Raw genomic sequence first — 21,735 nt, forward strand, 5'->3', positions numbered from 1 at the left:
GTTGATGATGAGGAAGCAGAATCGAATGTTTGCAACGACGGATCTCCGCGACCCGTGTTGTGCAAAATCTGGGGCCCTGATGTCTGAGCCGTTGTTACAGGCCATGAATCTGCAGTGTGAGCGTGACGACCGGATACTGTTCCGGGATCTCTGTTTCTCCATACTGCCCGGTACCCTGACCCGTGTCGAGGGCCCCAACGGTTCCGGTAAAACGACCCTGTTGCGGATTTTGGCGGGCCTGAACGACGCCTGGTCCGGAGGCCTGCACTGGCTCGGCGAGCCCCGTGCACACCGGCGTGAAGAATTTCTCCATAACATGCTCTACATCGGCCACCGGCCGGGCATCAAGCCGCTGTTGACACCGCTCGAGAACCTGCGGGCGCTGATGGCCGGACGAAAAACCGTGAGTGACGTCGTGCTGATGCAGGCACTGGCCGGTACCGGCCTGTACGGCTTTGAGGATGTGCCCTGTCGCCGGCTGTCGGCCGGCCAGCAACGCCGGGTAGCGCTGGCGCGGCTGCTGATTGCCGACGAGCCATTGTGGATTCTCGATGAAGTGTTCACAGCGATTGATATGGACGGCGTGGAAGCGCTTGAGAGCCTGCTGGTGCAACGGGCTCAAGAGGGCGGCGCAATCGTGGTGACCACGCACCATGACCTCCGGTTGCCCTCGATGCAGCGGATATCCCTGGGGGGTGGCGATGGCTTCTGATGCTCGCGTGCGCCTGCGTCTGGCCCATGAGGCGATCGGCGTGCTCCCCGCGATGAAAGCCGTTTTCCTGAGGGATCTCAAGACCGCTTTCCGTCAGCGCCAGGATCTGCTGAATCCGCTGCTGTTTTTTGTCATGGTCGTGTCGCTGTTTCCGCTCGGGGTCAGTCCGGAAGTGTCATTTCTCCAGCAGGCCGGTAGCGGTATCCTGTGGGTGGCAGCGTTACTCTCGGTGTTGCTGTCTCTGGATCACCTGTTCCGCCACGATTTTGACGACGGCACGCTGGAGCAACTGGTATTGCAGCCGCAGCCACTGTTCCTGTTGGTGCTGGCTAAAACTCTGGCGCACTGGGTGCTGACCGGACTGCCGCTGGTGTTGCTGGCGCCTCTTCTCGGGGTGATGGTACATCTGGACGGGAACTCTATTGCGGTTTTATGTCTAACGCTGCTGATCGGTACGCCGGTGCTGAGCCTGATCGGCGCCATTGGTGCCGCGCTCACCCTGGGTTTGAGGTCGGCCGGCGTGCTCTTGTCTCTGCTGATTATTCCGCTGTACATTCCCGTGCTTATTTTCGGCACTGGCACGGTGGCAGCGGCGACGGACGGTGCGCCGGTGGGCGGTTACATGGCGCTGCTGGGAGCATTTCTGGTGCTCGCTCTGACGCTGGCTCCGTTCGCGTCGGCGGCGGCATTGCGAATCAGTCTGTCAAACAGTTAAAAAAGGTATCACCGGATGTGGCAATTCTTTCACAAGCTGGGCTCGCCAAAGTGGTTCTTCGGTATTGCGACCAGGCTGATGCCCTGGCTGCTGTGGGGCGGGGCGTTGCTGTTGTTTGCCGGCCTGGTGTGGGGGCTGGCGTTTGCCCCTAAGGATTACCTGCAGGGGAACAGCTACCGGATTATCTTCATCCACGTGCCATCCGCCTTTCTGGCCCAATCCGTATACGTCATGATGGCGTCGGCGGCGCTGGTCACTCTGGTCTGGCGGATGAAGCTGGCGGACGTGTTTGTCAAAGCGGCGGCGCCGGTCGGTGCGGTGCTCACGTTCCTGGCTCTGTTTACCGGAGCGGTCTGGGGCAAGCCCACCTGGGGCACCTGGTGGATCTGGGACGCACGGTTGACGTCAATGCTGATTCTGTTGTTTCTGTATTTCGGTGTCATCGCCCTGGGCGCGGCGATTTCCGATGAGAAATCCTCGGCGCGGGCGGTGGCGGTTCTGGTGCTGGTGGGGGTGGTGAATATACCTATCATCAAGTATTCCGTTGAGTGGTGGAATACGCTGCACCAGCCCGCCACGTTCAAGCTGACGGAAAAGCCCTCCATGCCCATGGAAATGTGGGTGCCTCTTTTACTGTCGGTGCTGGGGCTTTATCTGATTTTTGGCTGGTTTGCCTGCCTGCGCATGCAAACGGAAATACTCATTCGCGAACGCCGTACCCGCTGGGTTAAAGAGCTGGTGCAGGCGGAGGGTAACTGATCACATGGCGTTTGATTCTCTGACTGCGCTTATCGTCATGGAAGGCCACGGTCCCTATGTCTGGACCTGTTATGGTGTGTTCTTTTTGTTGCTGGGGGCGCTGGTTTACTGGTCACTGCTGCAGCGCCGCCGGGTGGTGTCTGCCCAGCGCCGCGACATGGCCCGCGCTGCGGCTGGTCAGTCTGCTACCCCCCAGGCCGCGGTTGGCGCAAGCTTCAACCGGGTTCACGAATCTCAAGACTGAACGGCAGGAAACCGATGCATCCGATTCGAAGAAAACGACTGACCATTGTGCTGTTTCTACTGGCAGGGATTGCCGTTGCTGTCGGGCTGACGACCTATGCCCTGCGCCAGAATATCAACCTGTTCTACGACCCCAGCCAGATCGCGGCCGGTGAAGCGCCGCTGGATGTCAGAATCCGAGCCGGCGGTATGGTCGAGGAAGGATCGGTACTGCGGGACCCGGAGAGCCTGAAGGTGGAGTTCAAGGTCACCGATTTCAATGCGTCCGTGCTGGTGGAATACACCGGCATTCTGCCGGACTTGTTTGCCGAAGGGCAGGGAGTCGTCGCCATGGGCCGGATGGCCGACAATGGCCGGTTTGTGGCCGATCAGGTGCTGGCGAAACACGACGAGAATTACATGCCACCGGAAGTGGCCGAAGCCCTGGAAAGAGCTTCGGCGGCAAAGCTCAAGGCCGGTGACAGCAGTAGCGCAGACACGGCCTACTGAGACGATTTCTATTTGCTGACGTTGGGAGAGGTCTGATGTATCCGGAACTCGGACAGTTTGCGCTGATACTTGCGCTACTACTTGCTGTGCTTCTTTCTGTGGTCCCGCTGGCGGGCTCGGTAACCGGCCGGGATAATCTGCAGGCGTTTGCACGCCCGCTCTCGGCCGGCTTGTTCGTGTTCGTCGCCATTGCCTTCGCGATTCTCACCTACGCCTTCCTGATTGATGACTTCTCCGTGGCCTATGTCGCCAATAACAGCAACAGTATGCTGCCCTGGTACTATAAGTTCAGTGCGGTCTGGGGCGGCCATGAAGGCTCACTGTTGCTGTGGATTCTGATGCTGGCAGGCTGGACGCTTGCCGTCGCGGTGTTCAGCCGCCGCTTGCCGTCGGTGATGATTGCCCAGGTACTGGCGGTGATGGGCATGATCACCGTGGGTTTCCTGCTGTTCACCATCCTGACGTCCAACCCGTTTGACCGGATGCTGCCGAACGTGCCGGCAGACGGCAACGATCTGAATCCGCTGCTGCAGGATTTCGGGCTGATCGTCCACCCGCCGATGCTGTACATGGGGTATGTGGGCTTCTCGGTTGCCTTTGCATTCGCCATCGCCGCGCTGATCAATGGCAAGCTGGATGCGGCCTGGGCTCGCTGGTCGCGCCCCTGGACCACGGTGGCCTGGGCCTTTCTGTCGCTGGGCATTGCTCTCGGCAGCTGGTGGGCTTATTACGAGCTTGGCTGGGGCGGCTGGTGGTTCTGGGATCCGGTTGAAAACGCCTCGTTGCTGCCCTGGCTGTCGGGCACTGCACTGATGCATTCGCTTGCAGTGACGGAAAAACGCGGTGTGTTCAAGAGCTGGACGGTACTGCTGGCCATCGTCACCTTCTCGCTGAGCCTGCTGGGCACCTTCCTGGTCCGCTCCGGTGTACTGACCTCGGTGCATGCGTTTGCTTCCGACCCTGAGCGCGGTACTTTCCTGCTGGCGCTGCTGGCCATCACCATTGTATCGAGCCTGATACTTTACGCGGTTCGTGCCCCGGTCGTGCATGTCCGTTCCCGCTACGGCTCGATGTCGCGGGAGATTTTCCTGCTGTTGAACAACGTGCTGCTGGTGGCTGCCACACTGCTGGTTCTGATCGGAACCCTGTACCCGCTGGTGCTGGATTACCTGGACATGGGGCGGTTGTCCATCGGTGAGCCATTCTTCAATCTCACCTTCAGCCCGCTGGCCGTGGCGACCGGATTGCTGATGGGCGCCGGAGTGTTCTCGCGCTGGAAGAAAACCGACGGGGGCTGGCTGGGTCGTAAATTGTTGTGGCCGCTGGCGGTCAGCCTGCTGGTAACCACCGTTTTGATGGTGGTCTATGGTGGATTCAAGCCCTGGGCCTTCATGGGCTGTTTCGCAGCGGTGTGGGTATCGGTCGCGACCCTCTGGGATCTGTGGGACAAATCGGCGTCCAGAAAAGGGCGGCTGTATGGCCTCAAGCGCCAGTCCCGGAGCTATTACGGCATGGTGCTGGGGCATCTGGGCATGGCCATCACCATGGCCGGTGCCACCGTGGTTTCCAATTACGGGATCGAACGTGATGTGCGCATGAGTCCGGGTGACACCGCGATGGTGGGGGATTACCAGGTCGAGTTTATCGAGATCGGGGATCGCCAGGGCCGCAATTTTTCCGCCCAGTATGGCACTTTTGTAGTGTCGCTGGACGGAGATGCTGTCTCGATCCTGCATCCGGAAAAACGCCAGTACCTCGTGCAGCGCAGCGTCATGACCGAGGCAGGCATTGACGCCGGACTGTTCCGCGATGTGTTTGTCGCGGTCGGTGAGCGCATCAGCGACGACGCCTGGGCGATCCGGCTGCAATACAAGCCGCTGGTGCGCTGGCTGTGGTTGGGTTCGATTTTCATGGCCGCCGGCGGCTTCCTGGCCATCGCGGACCGGCGCTATCGTGTCCGCGACAAGGCTACTGAGAAGCGCGCCGCCACTACGCCCGAGCCCCGGGGCGACGCGGCGGAGGCGCTGTCATGAAGCGCCTGTTCCTGTTTTTGCCGGTGATTCTGGTCATCGTGCTTGGCGTGGTGCTTTTCGCAGGTATCGGCAAAGATCCCAATCGGCTGGAATCTGCGTTGATTGGCAAACCCGTGCCAGCTTTTAACCTGTCCGATCTCGCTGACGCTGAGCGGCAACTGGACGGTGAGGTTTTCAGGGGCGAGGTGTCTCTGTTGAACGTGTGGGGCACCTGGTGCCCCGCCTGCCGCGACGAGCACGACGACCTGTTGTGGCTGGCGGAGGACAAGGGCGTGCGTATTATCGGCCTAAACTACAAGGACAATCGCGAAGATGCGCTGGTCTGGCTGGAGCGCCTGGGTGACCCCTATGCGGTGACCCTTTACGACCCCCGGGGTACGCTGGGCTTTGATCTGGGCGTCTACGGCGCGCCGGAAACCTACGTGATTGACGCCGAGGGCATTGTGCGGCACCGCCATGTCGGGGTGGTGAATGAAAAGGTCTGGAAAGAAGACCTGGAACCGCTGGTGACTCGATACCGGGAGGGCGCGTGATGGCCCGGTGGTTTGCCATGTGTCTGCTGCTGGCGATGCTGCCACAGACGGTGTCCGCCGACGAGGCGAACGTCCAGGGCTTTGATAACCTGGCGGAGGAGCAGCGCTACCGCGAGTTGATATCCGAGCTGCGTTGCCCGAAGTGTCAGAATCAGAACATTGCCGACTCCAATGCACCGATCTCAAAGGACATGCGGGATGCGGTCTACCTGATGATGCAGGATGGCGCGTCAGACGACGCCATTGTCGGTGCCCTGGTGGATCGCTTCGGCGAGTTTGTGCGCTACAACCCGGAGGTGGACCGTCGTACCTTTTTACTGTGGGCGACACCCGCCATTACCGTGGGTATCGGCCTGCTGGTGGTCGGCGGCATTGTGATACGGTCGCGCCGCCGCGGTGAGCAGGGCGCCAGCCTTACTTCCGAGGAGCAGGCCCGGGTCAGCCGGTTGCTGGCCGGCGAAGACCGGAACAGCCACTCCTGATCTGATGTTTCCACTCCCTTCCAACACGTTACGAAACTCCTATGACTGATACTTTATTCTGGATACTCGCCGCAGCGCTGATATGCCTGTCGCTGGCTTTCATTATCTGGCCGCTGTTTTCGCACCGCGCGGATCGTCGCGCCCAACTGGATCTGCGTAATCAGAATCTGATGGCCTATCGTTCCCGCATGGAGGAGCTCGACAGCGAATACCAGGCCGGCATTCTCGATGAAGAGAATTACCGGCAACTGCGCGAAGAGCTGGCGGGCAGCATGCTGGACGATGTCCCTGACGCTGACAATGGCTCGGCGGGTGGGGTTACGCCGGGGCGGGGACGCCGCAGCGCCCTGGTCATTGCCCTGCTGAGTTTTTTGGCGGTGCCTGCGGCTGCGGTGTACATGTACCAGCAGTGGGGCGCCATGGAGGACGTTGCGCAGTACCGTGCGATGCAGGAAATGACGGCCTCCTCTGGCGACCGTGTTCAGCAGATGACCCGGCTCACCGAACAATTGCGGGAACGCCTGGCAGCCAAGCCTGACAATACCGAGGGCTGGGCCATGCTCGGGCGCAGCTACATGCGTCTGGAGCAATACGAGGATGCAGCCTGGGCGTTTGAACAGCTGGCCGGCCAGGTGCAGGATGACCAACAGTCCGAAGCCACGGCCTGGGGGCTGTCTGCCCAGGCGCTGTTCTTTAACAGTCAGGGCGCACTGAACGATGACGTCACCCGAGCGATCGGCAAGGCGCGAGCGCTGAATCCGGACGAGGTCAATGCACTGGGTCTGCTGGGCATCTCCGCGTTCAGCGGGGAAAACTACGAACAGGCTGTAGGCTATTGGGAACGCATTGTCGACGTGGCACCAGATCATCCGCAGATCGCGTCCATTCGCGAGGGCATCCGCGAGGCCTATCAACGACTCGGCCGGGATGCGCCAGAACAGGAGGTCGCAGAGGCCAACGGACCCGGTGTGACGGTACGGGTTGAGTTGACGGAAGCCTTCGAAGGACAGATCCCCGATGACACCACGCTGTTTGTGTTTGCCCGCAGCACGGATCGGGAGAATCGCGTTCCGCTAGCGGTGGCGCGTCTGACCGCAGGGGATCTGCCAGCGGACATCCGACTTGACGACCGCTACACCATGTCGCCGGAAAACCGCGTGTCGGAAGCCGCCGAAGTCTTGCTGGTGGCTCGCCTGTCGCCGTCCGGTACGGCGAAGGCCCAGGAAGGCGACTGGCAGGGTGTAGTGACGGATCCGGTTGCCGTGACCGATAACCGGGAGGTCGCTGCAACCCTGGTGATTGACCACCAGCTGCGGGACTGAAGCCGGCCGTCAGGCCCGGGCTCACGAGTGACCGGTCAGCCCTTCCGGGTACAGCGGAGGCAGGCTGTCTGCCTGGCTGGCGAGGGAAGCACGATCGCCGCGAACCCGCCTGAGGGCGGCGACCAGCGCTGAACCGTGCCACGGTTCCTGTTCTTGCCCGGGCTTGCCAAACAGGTGGCGCTGCAGGGCCTCAAGCTGTTCACTCAGGCGCGCATCGCCCACATGGGCTGTGACCTCGGCAACGCTGTCAAACGGGTGGTCGATACCACTGCGGTGGGAAAAATGCCGGTTCGCCCATTGCGGCAGCAGCCTGAGGGTGTTCGAGGATCCGGTGGTGGCCGCTTTGCACAGCTGCTCGAACAGGACTTTCTCGCCTTCGTCGGTGGCCAACGGCTGGCCGCGCTGCCCCGCATCCTTTTTGCCCCTTGTGCGCCACCACAAGCCCGCTGTTACCAGCCAGGCCAGGGCCAGAATCAGACTGAGCCACGGCCAGAAACCGGAACTCCCCGGCATGGCCGGGGCAGCTTGCTGGGCGGTGTCGGCGCCTGTATCCGGCTTTTTGTCCTGGCGGGGTGACGGCGCCGGTGCCTGACCCGGTGGTGCCTTCACGGCCAGGGTTCGAGCAGGAATCACGGCGTATTTTTCCTCATCCGCCTCGGTGTCCCACCACGCAATGCGTATCTCCGGCACAATCAGGTTGCCTGGCTGCACGGGCACCATGGCCGTGGTCTGTGTCAGGCTAGAGGTGAGGCCGTCGCCGGTGGCGTCGGTGTTCCGTTCGGGGGTTTCCGGGTAGGTGCGGATGCCCGGCACGTCCATTTCCGTAAACGGTGGCAGCGTTTCTGCGGGCAATCCCTCCGCCTTCAGTGCCAGTGTGCGGGTCAGATTCTGGCCGGTGGTCAGTGTCTGGTTTTCGGGCAGCCCGGACTCTGTCAGCTCCAGGCTGCGCGCCGGCAACCAGGTATCACCGCTGAAACTGGCGGGTATGGCTTTCACCGGGATATCGAACAGGTCCTCGCTGTCACGCAGGAACTTGAGTTGGCCGTCCGGGGTGCGTGCCCGCCCCTCGAAGCGGATAGTATTGAGGGTGAATTCCCCGGGCTGCTGGGGATAGATCGCGTAACGCCGCTCCACCACGCGAAAGCGTGCGCCGTCGCGGTAGCGGCTGTACTCCCGCTGTTTGCCCAGAGTTTCAATGATCGCGTTCGGGTGCTCGGGTTCGGACAATTCGCCACGGATCAAATTGCCGCTGAAAAACAGCTTGATGGTCAGCACCAGCTGTTCCTGAACGAACACCTCGTCTTTGTCAGTGGACAGCTCAATGAAACTGTCCCGCGGTTCCTCGCTGTCCTGCTGCGGTGGACTTCCGCTCATCACATTGATATCCACCGGTTCTGATTGGGCGTCCTGGAAGGTCAGGGCCGGGATGGTCAGCCTGCCGGTGGTCTTAGGCGCCAGCTCGAAGGTCCAAGTGATTTCGCCCACCATTTCATTGTTGACGGTGCGGATGCTATAGCGCTGGTTGCGCCCGAGAATCTCGAAGTCTTCCTCGACTTTTTCGATGTCCGGTGACGGCAGGTTGGAAATGTCCAGATCGAACAGGTTGCCGAGGTTGATGTCGATCTTCATGCTGCCCCGCACATTGAGCGTGAGCACCTCGCCCTCGTAGAGTTGTGCTCTGTCCGGCTCTACCGTGAGTTCATTCTCGGCCCAGGCGGGCCACGCCAGGCAGAACAGCATGGCGGTCAGGAAGAAGGGGGTCGCAAGCCGGTTTACCATGGGGTATCACCCTCGTCGGATTGAGTATCTCGTTGCTGGTACTGCTGCAGGAATTTCCGCCGTAACAGTCCGCCCGGATCGTCCGGAATCCGCCTCAGCCACTGCTCCTGGCCCTGAGTCAGGGGCGCTTCGGTCAATTCTGCCGGCGCCGGTTGCTGCTGGCCGTTGGCGTCATTCGCCGTGGCAGACTTTTCGGTGCCAGAGGGCTGCTGTGGTGGCTCGTTGCCATTCTCCTGGTCTGACGGCGCACCACTCTGGCTATTCTGCTGCTCGCCGGTTTCTTCGCTGCTTTCCTGGCCACTCTCCTGGCCAGTCTGGTCGCCCTGCTGGCTGTCGGGATCCTGTTCACCGTTGTTGCTGTCATTGCCTTGTTGATTCTGGTCGCTGTCGCTCCCATTATCGTCGCTGTTCTGATTGTCCGGGTCCTGGTCGCCGTCCCCGGACTGGTTTTCTGACTGCTGCTGGTTCAGCAGTTGCTCCACCAGATCCCGGTTGACACGGGCATCTTCCATGTCGGGTTCTGCGTCCAGCGCGTCGTCATAGGCCTTGATCGCTTCTTCCAGTTTGCCGGCGCGGGCCAGAGCGTTACCGCGATTGTAATCGGCCCGCGGCGTGGCGGCGCGGTCGAACGCTTCCGCCGCGGCCTCGTAATCCTGATTCCGGTAGTGTGCGCTGCCGCGCCACTCCGGATTCTCCAGTTCCGTGGCAGCGCTTGCCGGGTCTTCGGCGATCATTGCAGGTGCCCGTTGGTCTTCGCGCGCCCAGAGTTCTGCCCAGCTCAGTGCCATTGCGGGCCTGGGTGCCAGTGGCAGCAGAGTGAACAACATCAGGGCAAGGGCGCCTTTACGCCACCCGATCAGAATCAGCGGCAGGGCCAGCCATAGCAGCCAGTAACCGTCGTCCTGAAAGCGATTGACGGTGAGATCCCGCTCGCTGTCCTGCCACTCCCCGGCGTCTTCGGACCGCAGGCGCAGGTTATTGATGTCGGTGTCGTCGATGGTGAGGCGCTGGCTACGGCCACCGTTGCGGCTGGCCAATTGCTGCAATGCCGACGGACTGGCCTTGGCCATGACGATACTGCCGTTTTCGCGGATAAAGCCCTGTTTGGGTAACGGAATGGGGCCACCTTCCGCAGTGCCGACGATCAGGGTGCTCAGTGGGAACGGGCTGTCTCGAAGGGTTTCCGTGATCTGGTCCTGGTAGCGGTCGTTGACATTATCGGTCAACAGCAGCAGCTGACCGTCCCCGGGGGCACCCTGTTCCAGCAACGCCAGCCCCCGCGCAACGCCGAGATCGGCCCGGTTTCCGGGCGCCGGCATGATCACCGGATCGAGCACATCGAGCAAGCCGACGATAGTGTTGCGGTCGTCCGTCAGAGGGCTGACAGCGTGGGCGTCCGCCGCATACACCACCAGGGCGGTGAGGCTGCCTTCCCGCTGATCGAGAATGTCGCGGATCTTGCGCTTTGCCAGGGTCAGACGATCGGGCTCCACGTCCGTGGCCAGCATCGACAACGACAAATCCAGTACCACCACCAGGCTGTCATTCTGTTGCTGCAGCGGCGTTGGCACCTGACGCCAGGCGGGCCCTGCCAGCGCAATGGTCAGAACGAGCAGCGCTGCGGCGGCCACCAGCAAGGGTGACCGGCTGTGCCCGCTGGACTGACCATGGCGGGTGATGACCGGGCGCAGCAACCGATCCGGGATGATGCGTGCCCAGCCGCTGTCACTCTGGCGCGCCTTGCGGAACATCACTGGCAGGAATGGAATGGCCAGAAGGAGCAACAGCCACAGCGGGCGCAGGAAGTGGAAGTCAGCCATGGCGCGGCCTCCGTTGTCCCCGCTGACGCGGATTATCGGGATTGCGTACGCCCGCCACCCGCGCCAGTTTGAGTGCCTGTAATAACAGCCAGACCAAGACCGCCGCGGCAGCCGGCCAGACGAACAGGTCCGTCACCGGGCGGTAATGTTTGCCCTCAAGCTCAATGGGTTCGAGCTGATCAATACTCTGGTAGATCATCTCCAGTTCCGGCAGGCTGCGGGCGCGGAAGAACTCGCCGCCGGTCTGCTCGGCCATGCGTTCCAGCAGGGCTTCATCGAGATCCCGTGACGGGTTCACCTGGCGGGAGCCCAGCAAACCGCGCTGGATCATGGATTCGGCGCCAATGCCGATGGTGTAGATGCGCACACCGGTTGCCTTGGCAATTTCGGTGGCCTTGTCGGGGGTGATCTCACCGGCGGTGTTGGCGCCATCGGTCAGCAGGATCACCACGCGCTGCTCCTGAGGGCGGTCTCGCAATCGTTTGACCGCGAGTCCGATAGCATCGCCGATGGCGGTGGCGCGACCGGCCATGCCGATTCCGGCTTCATTCAGCAGTGTGCGTACGGTCGCCAGATCGAAGGTCAGCGGCGCCTGGATATAGGGTTCAGTGCCGAACAGCAGGAGGCCCAGGCGATCCCCTTCGCGACGCTGGATAAAGTCATCCACCACCCGCTTGACCGCCTGCAGGCGGTTGATGCCGCGGCCCTGAATGATCATGTCCTGCTCATCCATACTGGGTGAGATATCCACTGCCAATAGCAGGTCGCGGCCGCTGACCGGCATTTGCACGGGCTCACCCACGTGTTGAGGGCGCGCTGCCGCTACCACCAGCAACAGCCAGGCAAGCAGCAGAAACACACCCTGCCACCAGGGCAAGCGGCTGCCACTGCGGCTAACCCCGGGGAGATCCGACAGCCAGTGCCCGACGGGCAGCACCGGTGCGTCGACCGATTGCCCCGAGCGCCGGACCAGGCGGACCAACAGCGGCGCCAGCACCAACAGCAACACCCAGGGATAGGCAAGACTCAGCATGACTGACCCCCAAGCCACGCCCGTGCGAACGCGATAGCGCTGTCCGGATCCGCCGACGCTGTCGGTTGCCAGCTGCTGGTGATCATGGCCTCAACGGCAGGCCGCGACGCCACCCGGTCTTGCGGACTGGTTTTCAACAGGAAGTCCGCCCACTGATCGCCGCTCATGGCCTCCGGGCGCTCCGTGGGGTAGCGTGTGCGGGCACACTGTTTCAGCAGGGCATTGAGTTGGGCAAACCACTCGGGAGAGGCGGTGCGGGACCGGGCAAGCAGGTCCAGCTCCCGGCGCGCAATCCGCAACCAGCGGTGTCTGCGCCGGCGGCGACGGATCATCAGGAAGAGGGCCATCAGTGCGATCAGCACCAGAACCAGGAGCAGCCACCAGCCCGGTGCCGGGGGCCAGAAGCCGCCGGTTTCGGGAAGCTGGATATCCCGAAGCTGGCTCAGCGGATCCTGTTCCATCAGCCGATCCTCCCTCTGGGGCCAAGCAGGGATTGCAGCACGATGGCCGGCTCATCGCCGGTCATTACGGTCGCTGGCCGGACCCCTCCGGTTCGGAAACAGTCGGCAAGATCGGCTTCGTGATGCGCCACTTTGTCGTGCCAGGCCTGCTGAAATGCAGGATTGCCGGCATCGAACCACACCGGGCCTTCCTCACCGGCCACGGCGAAGCGCCCGCTATCCGGCAGCTCCAGCTCCAACGGGTCGGCAATGCGCAGGGCACTGACGGCATTGTGCCGGGCCAGAGCGCCCAGCAGTCGGGGGGTATCCGCGGTGAGGTTGAGGAAATCGCTGATCACAAAGATGCGGCTGCCGGTGTGGGCAACGCGTCGGGCCTCGCCAAGCGCGGTATCCAGATTGGCCGTCAGCGCGGTTGCCCGCACATCCGGCGCTTGCGGGTTGTCCGGTAGCCTCTGTTGTTTCGCCAGGGTGTCGAGCAGTTGCAGCACGGATTTTTTGCGTCGGGCAGGGCGCTGCACGGTCAGCTCCCGGCCGTTGAATACAATGCCCCCGACCTGATCTCCGGACCACAGCGCCAGCCAGGACAGAATGCCGGCCATTTGCGCGCAGCGTACCTGTTTGTAGGCCCCTGTGCTGGCAAAAAACAGGGTGGGCCCGAGATCACAAAGCAGCAGAACCGGGCGCTCCCGTTCCTCCTCGTATAGCTTTGTATGGGGGGCCTGGCGGCGGGCGGTCACCCGCCAGTCTATGCTGCGGATGTCATCACCCGGCTGATACTGCCGCACCTCCGCGAATGCCATGCCTCTGCCCCGTTGTGGAGACCTCTGCAGGCCGGCCTGCTGACTGCGCACCGGCCGCGCGGCTGGCAGCTTCAGGGCCCTGGCGTCCGCCTGAAGGCGGATCAGCGCGGGCAGGTCGATATGGGTGGCGTGAGGCGAAAGCATCATTGCGTGTGATCAGGCGGTTACGGGAACGTGATCAATCAGTCTCTGAATCACCATGTCAGCCGTCATTCCTTCGGCTTCCGCTTCGAAGGTCAGCAGAATGCGGTGGCGAAGCACGTCAAAAGCGATCTGGCGCACATCGTCCGGGCTGACGTAATCGCGGCCATCGAGCCAGGCCAGGGCGCGGGCGCAGCGATCCAGCGCGATGGTGCCACGGGGGCTGGCGCCAAAGGCCGTCCAGCGCGCCAGCTCCGGATCCAGACTTTGCGGGTTACGCGTAGCCAATACCAGCGCCAGCAGATACTGCTCGACCGGCTCGGCCATGTAGATGTCGCCAATTTCGCGGCGTGCCTGGAACACCTGGTCCGCGCTCAGCCGCACTTCCACCGCCGGCTGTCCCTGGCGGTAATCGTTTCTGGCCAGATGGAGAATGGCTTTTTCGGCATCGGCCGACGGGTAGTCAATCACCACGTGCATCAGGAAACGGTCAAGCTGGGCTTCTGGCAGCGGGTAGGTCCCCTCCTGTTCGATCGGGTTCTGGGTGGCCATCACCATGAACAGCGGGTCCAGGGGAAAGGTGCGCATGCCGACACTGACCTGGCGCTCGCCCATGGCTTCGAGCAACGCCGACTGCACTTTTGCCGGTGCCCGGTTGATTTCGTCAGCCAGCACCAGGTTATGGAAGATCGGGCCGTGCTGGAAGTCGAACTGGCCGGTTTCGGCGCGGTAGATCTCACTGCCGGTGACGTCCGACGGCAGCAGGTCGGGGGTGAACTGGATTCGGTGAAAGTCCCCTTCGAGATGCTCCGCAAGTGCCTTGATGGCCGTGGTTTTGGCCAGACCCGGCGCCCCTTCTACCAGCAGATGACCGTCTGCCAGTAACGCAATCAGCAGCCGGTCTACCAGCTTTTCCTGACCTATGATCCTTTTGGCTAACTGAGATCGAAGCTCCCCGAACGTATGCTGTAATGACATGGGTAATCGTTGTTCCTGTGTGGAGGCTCTTTGCGTACGTAGTTGCCGCAGTTTTGGCATTTGGTCGGCAAAAATCAAGGGCTTGACTATGCTTATGTGACGATACCCTGATTACGTTTATTTCACACTAACCGAGGTTGACTATGAATGCGCTGACGGTGGCCAGCAAGGATCAGTTCTTCGAACAGCTGGCTGAAGCTTTCGCACAGAAAATTGCGAAAACCGAAGCAAAAAAGATCAGTGAATTTGCCAAGCAACATTACGCGCATATTCCCCTTGAGGAGCTGGTCAGTCGACGATTTTCGGATACCTACGGAGCGGTGCTCGCGGCCTGGCAGTTCCTGCAGAAACGCAGTGCGGAAGAAACCCCGGTGGCGGTGTTCAACCCGGACCTGGAGAGCGATGGCTGGCAGTCCACCCACACTGTCATCTTTATCCTGCATCCGAATATTCCGTTCCTGATCGATTCCCTGCGCATTGCCATCAACCAGCGCGAAATCGGTACTCATTCGATCCAGCATTCCATCCTGCGGGTTGACCGCAACGCTGACGGCAAGCTGCAGAAACTGCATTCCACCAAGAAATCCAGCGCCGGCTCCGAGTACGAAGCATTCATTGTGCTGGAGATTGACCGCCACAGCGACCCGAAGGATTTGCGTGAGCTGGAGCAGGTGCTGCAGACCATCCTCCACGAAGTGCGGATCGCCGTCGAGGATTTCCCGGTGGTCACCGGCAAGGTGAGCGAGATTCTGGCGGAACTGGATGCCACCACGGCAGGCATCAGCGATGACGACAAGGAAGAAGCGCGGGCGTTTCTGACCTGGTTGTTGGGGGATCGTTTCACCTTCCTCGGGTATGACGAATACGACTTTGCCAAGGACAAGAGCGGCATGGTGGTTCGCCGGGTGGAGAATTCCGAGCTCGGTATTCTGCGGGTCAACAACGAGCGGCCGGACCGGGTGCGGCTGAACGAGCTGCCCCAGCGAACCCGTCACGAGATGACCCGCACCGACGACATTTTCATTTTTGCCAAATCGGCGCAGCGGTCCCGCGTTCACCGCCCGGCTTACCCGGATTACATCGCAGTCAAGAAATTCAACAGTAAAGGGGAAGTGGTGGGTGAACGCCGCTTTCTCGGACTGTACACCGCCCGCGCCTACAACGAGCGGCCGGACGAAATCCCGCTGCTGCGCCGCAAGTTCGAGCTGGTGATGAAGAAGTCCGGTTTCCTGCGGGAAGATTATGCCGGCAAGGAGCTCGAACAGATCCTGACGCTGTACCCCCGTGACGAGCTTTTCCAGATCGAGCCCCAGGAGCTGCTGGGTGTGGCCAAAAGCATTCTCTACATCCAGGAGCGGCGCCGGATCGAGCTGTTCATGCGCGAGGACGTGTATGGCCAGTTTGTGACCTGTCTGGCGTTCTTTCCGCGGGACATCTACAACACCGAGTTGCGCCTGAAGGTGGAGCAGGTGCTGCTGGATCGCCTGGAAGCGGAAGACATCGAATTTGTGACCCACTTTTCGGAGTCGGTACTGGCGCGGGTGCAGTTCACCATCCGCGTTCCCCAGGTGGAAAACCGCCAGTTGCCGATTGCCGAGATTCGCGAAAAAGTGATCGAACTGGCCCAGTCCTGGCGGGATGGCCTGGGGGAGGCGCTCAATGAAGTGTACGGTGAAGAGCAGGGCAACGAGCTGCACCGGCTGTATTCCGGCGGTTTCCCCGCCAGTTACACCGACATGTTCTCGCCCCGCCGCGCTGCCATCGATCTGGAGCACATTGCCGGCGCCGCTGCCGGGCAGTTGACTATGAGTTTCTACCGAGCGCTGGAGGAAGAGGAGAGCGTTCTTCACTTCAAGCTGTTCTACGCTGACGAGCCCCTGCCACTGTCGGATGTCATGCCGATCTTCGATAACCTCGGCTTCCGTGTTATCGGTGAGCACCCGTTCGAAGTCAGCGACCGGCATGGCAAGGTGGTGTGGATCCACGATTTCACCTTGCAGGCTTATAGCGGCCGTGTGGTGGATATCCACCGCATCCGTCCGATCTTCGAGGATCTGTTCCGCCGGGTCTGGTATGGCGATGCCGAGAACGATGCTTTCAACCGGTTGCTGCTGTCGTCCTACATGAGCTGGCGGCAGATCGCCCTGTTGCGGACTTACGCCCGCTACATGCGGCAGATCCGCTTCTCCAACAGCCAGACCTTCATCTCCAACACTCTGGTCAATCATGTGGATCTGGCGCAGATGCTGCTCGAGTTCTTCGAAGTGCGTTTCAATCCCGAGCGTTACCAGAGCGAAGGCAAGAGCCGGGCCGCCCAGCAGAAGCTGGAGATCGAGTTCAATGCGGGCCTGGACAATGTCGAGAACCTCAGTGAAGACCGCGTGCTGCGCCTGTACCTGGAACTGATCCAGGCGACCCTGCGCACCAACTATTTCCAGCGCGATGATGACGGCAACAACAAGCCCTACATCAGCGTCAAATTCGATCCCACCCAGATTCCGGACATGCCGCTGCCGATGCCGATGTTTGAAATCTTCGTGTATTCGCCGCGGGTTGAAGGGGTGCACCTGCGAGGTGGCAAAGTGGCCCGCGGCGGGCTGCGCTGGTCTGATCGCTTCGAGGACTACCGCACTGAGATTCTTGGCCTGGTGAAAGCCCAGCAGGTAAAGAACGCAGTGATCGTGCCCGTGGGCGCCAAAGGCGGTTTTGTAGCCAAACGGTTGCCAGACCCTTCCGATCGGGAAGCCTTCCAGGCGGAAGGGATCGAAGCCTATAAAACCTTTATCCGCGGCCTTCTGGACATCACCGACAACCTGGTGGACGCCGGCATTCAGCCTCCGGAGCAGGTGATTCGTCACGATGACGACGACCACTATCTGGTGGTCGCTGCCGACAAGGGCACAGCCACTTTCTCCGACATTGCCAACGGCCTCTCTGCCGAATATGGCTTCTGGATGGGCGACGCCTTTGCCTCCGGTGGCAGCAATGGCTACGACCACAAGAAGATGGGCATTACTGCCCGCGGCGCCTGGGTGTCCGTGGAGCGGCATTTCCGCGAAATGGGCATCAATCCTGCGCTGGACGAGTTCAGCGCCATCGGCATTGGTGATATGGGCGGCGACGTGTTCGGTAATGGCCTGCTGTGCTCCGAGAAAACCCGCCTGGTGGCGGCGTTCAACCATGTGCACATCTTCATCGACCCGACCCCGGATGCCGAGAAGAGTTATAAGGAACGCAAGCGTCTGTTCAAGCTGCCGCGTTCGTCCTGGACCGATTACGACAGCAAGCTGATCTCCAAAGGCGGGGGTGTTTTCAGTCGCAGCGCCAAGTCCATTCCGGTCAGCCCGGAAATGAAGAAGCTGCTGGGCATCAAGTCGGACCGGGTGCCGCCAAACATGCTGATCACCCATATTCTCAAGGCACAGGTGGATTTGCTCTGGTTTGGTGGCATCGGCACCTACGTCAAGGGGCAGGCGGAGACCCACGGTGACGTCGGCGACAAGGCCAACGACGGTCTGCGAATCAACGGTGCCGAATTGCGCTGCAAGGTGGTGGGTGAGGGCGGCAATCTGGGCATGACCCAACTGGGCCGTATTGAGTTCGCTCTTAACGGTGGCCGCCTGAATACTGATTTCATCGACAACTCCGGCGGCGTGGATTGTTCCGACCACGAAGTGAACATGAAGATCCTGCTCAACCGGGCGGTGGCCCTGGGCGATCTGACCGCCAAGCAGCGCAACGTTATGCTCGAGGACATGACCGACGATGTCGGCGATCTGGTGCTGAAGAACAACTACCGCCAGACCCAGGCCATCAGTATCGCCAGCGTCGATGCCACTGGCCGTATGGAAGAATATCGGCGGTTGATGAATACCCTCGAGAGCGAGGGCAAGCTCAATCGTGCCCTGGAATTCCTTCCGGAGGACGAGACACTGTCTGAACGCAAGCTCGACAAGAAAGGCCTGACCCGCCCGGAGCTGTCGGTACTGATTTCTTACGTCAAAGGGGATCTCAAGCAGACACTGATTGCCAGCTCATTACCGGACGAACCCCTGCTGGCGGGCGAAATGTACAAGGTGTTCCCGCAGGCACTGACCCGTAAGTTCTCCGATGAGCTCGGCGAGCACCAGCTGCGGCGGGAAATCATTGCCACTCAGATCGCCAACGATATGGTCAATCACATGGGGATTACTTTTGTGGAGCGCCTGTCGCAGTCTACTGGTGCTGATCCGGCGTCGATCGCCCTGGCCTGGATCATCGCGCGGGATGTGTTCCGCCTGGACACCTGGTGGGACCGGATCGAATCTCTCGACTTCCACATTCCGGCAAAACTGCAGATGGAGCTGATGAACGACCTGATGCGACTGGTGCGGCGCTCGGTGCGCTGGCTGCTGCGCAATCGTCGTGCCGAACTCAGCATCCAGAGCCACATGGAGCGGTTTGCTGACAGCGTCTGGAAAATCACCGCTGATCTGCCGGATTACCTTGGCGAACAGGCGCGGTCTCACTGGGACAAACGTTTTAACGAGCTGTTGGAAGCCGGGCTGCCCAAGGAGCTGGCCTCGGTGCTGGCGGGCACGAGTTACCTGTATTCCTCGCTGGGTATCATCGAGGCCCGGGAAGCCACCGGACTGCCGCTGAAAACGGTCGCCAACCTTTACTATGATCTGGGCGAACGGCTGGATCTGAGCTGGTTTGCCAATGCCATCGCCGCGCTGATTCCGGCGTCGCACTGGCAGGCGCTGGCGCGGGAAAGCTTCCGCGAGGATCTGGATTGGCAACAGCGGGCCCTCACCACCGGGGTGCTCAAGCTGGCCGGCAATGCCAAGGACGTCCCGAGCTGCGTGGAGGGCTGGATGGCCAGACATGACGGCATGATCAGTCGCTGGAAAACCATGCTCACCGAATTGAAGGGGGTCCGCGAACCGGAGTACGCCATGTTCTCGGTGGCGCTGCGGGAATTGCTGGATCTGGCGCAATCCACGATGCACAGCAGTCACGTGGATGGAAGCATTCAGACAAACTGAGTATTGCGTTAAGCCGCTGATTCCCGTTCAATTCCGCTACAGGTTCATTTAACGGGGAGAATGCAAATGCGGCAGCTTGATCACCTTCTGGAAAAAAACAAATCCTGGGCCGACGGCATCAAGGCTCAGGATCCCCAGTTTTTTCATCGTTTGTCGAATCAGCAGGCGCCGGAGTATCTGTGGATCGGCTGCGCGGACAGCCGCGTTCCGGCAAACCAGATCGTTGATCTGATGCCCGGCGAACTGTTCGTTCACCGCAATGTTGCCAACGTGGTGGTACACACCGACTTCAATTGCCTCTCTGTTCTTCAGTTCGCCATCGAGGTGCTGAAGGTCAAGCACATCCTGGTGGTTGGCCATTATGGCTGCGGCGGGGTGAAGGCGGCGATGATGAACGAGGGCTTTGGCCTGATCAGTCACTGGCTGCGCCACGTCCAGGATGTGCGCGACAAGCACCAATCGGTGCTGGATGCTCTGTCCAATGATCAGGACCGGGTGGATCGCCTCTGCGAACTGAACGTGGTGGAGCAGGTGGGTCACGTGTGTCAGAACAACATCGTGCAGGAAGCGTGGCGCCGGGGCCAGCCATTGACTGTTCATGGCTTCGTCTACGATGTCGCCGACGGCATCCTGCGGGATATGGGGTTGTCCATCGCCAGTGAGGAAGAGCGCGATGCGGTGCAGACCAACAGCGTCGAAGAGCTGATTTTGCGGCCTGTCCGGTCTGGGCGTCAGAAAAAGTAACCGCCAACTCTCCCAAGACTCCGGAGCCATTTCCGGTTAGAGTATCCCGCCTGTACACCAGCCCGGGATACTCGAACGTCATGTCTGCTCTGCCCAACGCCCACGAAGCCCTGCTCAAGAATCGTGATCTCATTGTCGGCCGTCTGGCCCTGATCGGCCTGTCCGATACCTCGCTACTGTCCGACTTGCCCGGCGGCGGCCTGGCGCTCACGGATCATGCGGGTGTGTTCGCCAGAACTCCGGCCCTGAACGGCTGGCAAATGGCCTTCGGTTATGACGACACGGCCCTGCAGGGTAATGCTGCCAACACGGTGGTGGTGTTTCTGCCCAAGGCGCGGGCAGAACTGGCCTTCCGTCTGGCTCTGGCGGGGTATCTGGCGGCTGCCGGGGCGAGACTGATCCTGATCGGAGAGAAGCGCGAAGGCATCGCCGGTGCCGTCAAGCAGCTCAAGGCGGTGGCGCCGGAGGCCAGCAAGGTCGACAGTGCCCGCCATTGCCAGGTGTGGCTGGCCGACAGTTTTGCCACTGCTGGCGGGTTTGACCTTGAGCACTGGATGAGCTGGCATATCGTCGACGCCGCCGGTGTTCAGGTGTCCGTGGCCGGGTTACCGGGGATCTTCAGTGACGGCGAACCGGATCATGGCACCCTGATGCTGCTGCAAACCCTGGCGGACCTGCCGCTGCCCCGGGGCCATTCCCTGGATTTTGCCTGCGGCTCGGGTGTGATTGGTAGCTGGATTCAGGCGTGGCAGCGGGCTGGCGGCACCGAACCCGCGCCGATTGATGCGGTGGATGTGCAGTCACAGGCGGTGATTTGCACCCGTGCGACCTACCAGAAAAACCAGACCCTGGGAGACGTGCTGGCATCCGACGGGTTGGCTGCGGTAACCCGGAAGTACCGCGCCATTGTGACCAATCCGCCGTTTCATGCTGGTGTGCGCACCGATACCACCATGACGGAGCAATTTCTGCGGCAAGCGGCAGCGCATCTTCAGCCTGGAGGGGAATTACGGTTGGTGGCGAACAGTTTCTTGCCCTATGAGGCGTTGATCCGCAGAACGATCGGACCGGTCACCCGCCTCGCCAGCGACAAGCGCTTCACGGTGTATTCCGCCAAACGCCAGACATAAAAAAGCCCCTGGGGTGAGGGGCAAAAGGTTGCTTCCAACACTAAGACGGAGCCAACCTGAAATCAGTCCTGCTTGCCGGCCTCTTCGGCCTGCTCGGGGGCCGGACGGCGCGGCGCCAGCTCACGCACCTGCTCAAGCAAGCGGCGGGCTTCAGACTCGGCGCGGTTGCGGGCCTCAGTCAGTTTGGGCTTGACCTCTGCCTCGTAGGTTTTGCCGGCCTTGTCAGTAAAGTAGGCGGTCATCATGTTGGCATCCCACCACAGCTTCTTACGCAGATCGTAGGTTGCCACGTCGAGGCGCAGCGTCAGCTCGCGGAAGGTCGGGTTTTTGCTGCGAATCTGGCTGACCACTTCAGACAGGCTACGGGGTTCAGACACGTCGGCACCCAGGCTGGCCAGTACTTTCTTCAGCTCGACGGACGCCTTGTCCAGCTGCGGGCGAAGCTGGTCTTCAAAACGCTTGCCGGCGGCCTGAACGGATTCAAAACGGGTTTTGATGGAGTCGCGGATCATAGGGTGTCTCTCGTGTGCGTTC

At 61.1% G+C, this 21,735-nt stretch carries 19 protein-coding genes; 12 read left to right on the top strand and 7 right to left on the bottom strand.

Annotation, left to right across the window (positions count from 1 at the left end; translation table 11 throughout):
• Positions 1–79 precede the first annotated feature (79 nt).
• Genes ccmA through ccmI form a run of 9 tightly spaced genes read left to right on the top strand, consistent with a single transcriptional unit; the run spans position 80 to position 7,288 of the window.
• Positions 80–712: a cytochrome c biogenesis heme-transporting ATPase CcmA gene (ccmA, locus tag R0125_RS05200; RefSeq protein WP_317237406.1), complete on the top strand. Its 633-nt coding sequence runs from the start codon at positions 80–82 to the stop codon at positions 710–712.
• Complete coding sequence (gene ccmB, locus R0125_RS05205; protein WP_248183980.1) at positions 702–1,427, top strand: heme exporter protein CcmB; 726 nt, start codon at positions 702–704, stop codon at positions 1,425–1,427. The genes ccmA and ccmB overlap by 11 nt, the downstream gene beginning before the upstream one ends.
• A gap of 15 nt (positions 1,428–1,442) precedes the next feature.
• A complete protein-coding gene (locus R0125_RS05210; RefSeq protein ID WP_248183981.1) occupies positions 1,443–2,186 on the top strand; it encodes a heme ABC transporter permease in 744 nt (247 codons plus the stop codon).
• A 4-nt stretch (positions 2,187–2,190) separates the two neighbouring features.
• A complete protein-coding gene (gene ccmD, locus R0125_RS05215; RefSeq protein ID WP_248183982.1) occupies positions 2,191–2,430 on the top strand; it encodes a heme exporter protein CcmD in 240 nt (79 codons plus the stop codon).
• 14 nt (positions 2,431–2,444) lie between these two features.
• Positions 2,445–2,918: a cytochrome c maturation protein CcmE gene (gene ccmE / locus R0125_RS05220; RefSeq protein WP_248183983.1), complete on the top strand. Its 474-nt coding sequence runs from the start codon at positions 2,445–2,447 to the stop codon at positions 2,916–2,918.
• A 35-nt stretch (positions 2,919–2,953) separates the two neighbouring features.
• Positions 2,954–4,951 carry a heme lyase CcmF/NrfE family subunit gene (locus tag R0125_RS05225; protein ID WP_317237408.1) on the top strand — a complete coding sequence of 666 codons (1,998 nt, stop codon included), beginning with the start codon at positions 2,954–2,956 and terminating at the stop codon, positions 4,949–4,951.
• Positions 4,948–5,484 carry a DsbE family thiol:disulfide interchange protein gene (locus tag R0125_RS05230; protein WP_317237409.1) on the top strand — a complete coding sequence of 179 codons (537 nt, stop codon included), beginning with the start codon at positions 4,948–4,950 and terminating at the stop codon, positions 5,482–5,484. Before R0125_RS05225 ends, R0125_RS05230 begins: the two co-directional genes overlap by 4 nt.
• Positions 5,484–5,966, top strand: a complete 483-nt coding sequence (locus R0125_RS05235; RefSeq protein ID WP_248183987.1) for a cytochrome c-type biogenesis protein — start codon at positions 5,484–5,486, stop codon at positions 5,964–5,966. The genes R0125_RS05230 and R0125_RS05235 overlap by 1 nt, the downstream gene beginning before the upstream one ends.
• A 41-nt stretch (positions 5,967–6,007) precedes the next feature.
• Positions 6,008–7,288, top strand: coding sequence for a c-type cytochrome biogenesis protein CcmI (gene ccmI, locus R0125_RS05240; protein ID WP_317237410.1), 1,281 nt, complete (start codon positions 6,008–6,010; stop codon positions 7,286–7,288).
• Between the two features lie 21 nt (positions 7,289–7,309).
• On the opposite strand, the gene R0125_RS05245 is transcribed toward ccmI, so the two are convergent.
• From R0125_RS05245 to R0125_RS05270, 6 genes are read right to left on the bottom strand one after another with little or no spacing between them, the layout of a single operon-like run.
• A complete protein-coding gene (locus R0125_RS05245; protein WP_317237411.1) occupies positions 7,310–9,067 on the bottom strand; it encodes a BatD family protein in 1,758 nt (585 codons plus the stop codon).
• Positions 9,061–10,887: a vWA domain-containing protein gene (locus tag R0125_RS05250; RefSeq protein ID WP_317237412.1), complete on the bottom strand. Its 1,827-nt coding sequence runs from the start codon at positions 10,885–10,887 to the stop codon at positions 9,061–9,063. The genes R0125_RS05245 and R0125_RS05250 overlap by 7 nt, the downstream gene beginning before the upstream one ends.
• Positions 10,880–11,920, bottom strand: coding sequence for a vWA domain-containing protein (locus tag R0125_RS05255; RefSeq protein ID WP_248183993.1), 1,041 nt, complete (start codon positions 11,918–11,920; stop codon positions 10,880–10,882). Before R0125_RS05255 ends, R0125_RS05250 begins: the two co-directional genes overlap by 8 nt.
• On the bottom strand, positions 11,914–12,381 hold the full coding sequence (locus R0125_RS05260; protein ID WP_248183994.1) for a DUF4381 domain-containing protein: 468 nt from the start codon (positions 12,379–12,381) through the stop codon (positions 11,914–11,916). The genes R0125_RS05255 and R0125_RS05260 overlap by 7 nt, the downstream gene beginning before the upstream one ends.
• Positions 12,381–13,328, bottom strand: coding sequence for a DUF58 domain-containing protein (locus tag R0125_RS05265; protein WP_317237413.1), 948 nt, complete (start codon positions 13,326–13,328; stop codon positions 12,381–12,383). The genes R0125_RS05260 and R0125_RS05265 overlap by 1 nt, the downstream gene beginning before the upstream one ends.
• Positions 13,329–13,337: 9 nt before the next feature.
• Complete coding sequence (locus R0125_RS05270; RefSeq protein ID WP_248183997.1) at positions 13,338–14,300, bottom strand: AAA family ATPase; 963 nt, start codon at positions 14,298–14,300, stop codon at positions 13,338–13,340.
• A gap of 143 nt (positions 14,301–14,443) precedes the next feature.
• Between R0125_RS05270 and R0125_RS05275 the strand changes: the two genes are divergently transcribed.
• From R0125_RS05275 to R0125_RS05285, 3 genes are all read left to right on the top strand, one after another.
• Positions 14,444–19,327 carry an NAD-glutamate dehydrogenase gene (locus tag R0125_RS05275; protein WP_248183998.1) on the top strand — a complete coding sequence of 1,628 codons (4,884 nt, stop codon included), beginning with the start codon at positions 14,444–14,446 and terminating at the stop codon, positions 19,325–19,327.
• A 66-nt stretch (positions 19,328–19,393) separates the two neighbouring features.
• Positions 19,394–20,071, top strand: coding sequence for a carbonate dehydratase (gene can, locus R0125_RS05280; RefSeq protein WP_317237414.1), 678 nt, complete (start codon positions 19,394–19,396; stop codon positions 20,069–20,071).
• Positions 20,072–20,151: 80 nt separating this feature from the next.
• Positions 20,152–21,201: a methyltransferase gene (locus R0125_RS05285; protein WP_317237415.1), complete on the top strand. Its 1,050-nt coding sequence runs from the start codon at positions 20,152–20,154 to the stop codon at positions 21,199–21,201.
• A 62-nt stretch (positions 21,202–21,263) separates the two neighbouring features.
• Here R0125_RS05285 and R0125_RS05290 read toward each other — a convergent pair whose 3' ends face one another.
• Entirely contained in the window at positions 21,264–21,713 is a 450-nt protein-coding gene (locus R0125_RS05290) for a hypothetical protein (protein WP_248184003.1), read from the bottom strand.
• Between the last annotated feature and the right edge of the window lie 22 nt (positions 21,714–21,735).

It is taken from the genome of Marinobacter sp. M-5 (assembly GCF_032911545.1).
Lineage (GTDB): Bacteria > Pseudomonadota > Gammaproteobacteria > Pseudomonadales > Oleiphilaceae > Marinobacter > Marinobacter goseongensis.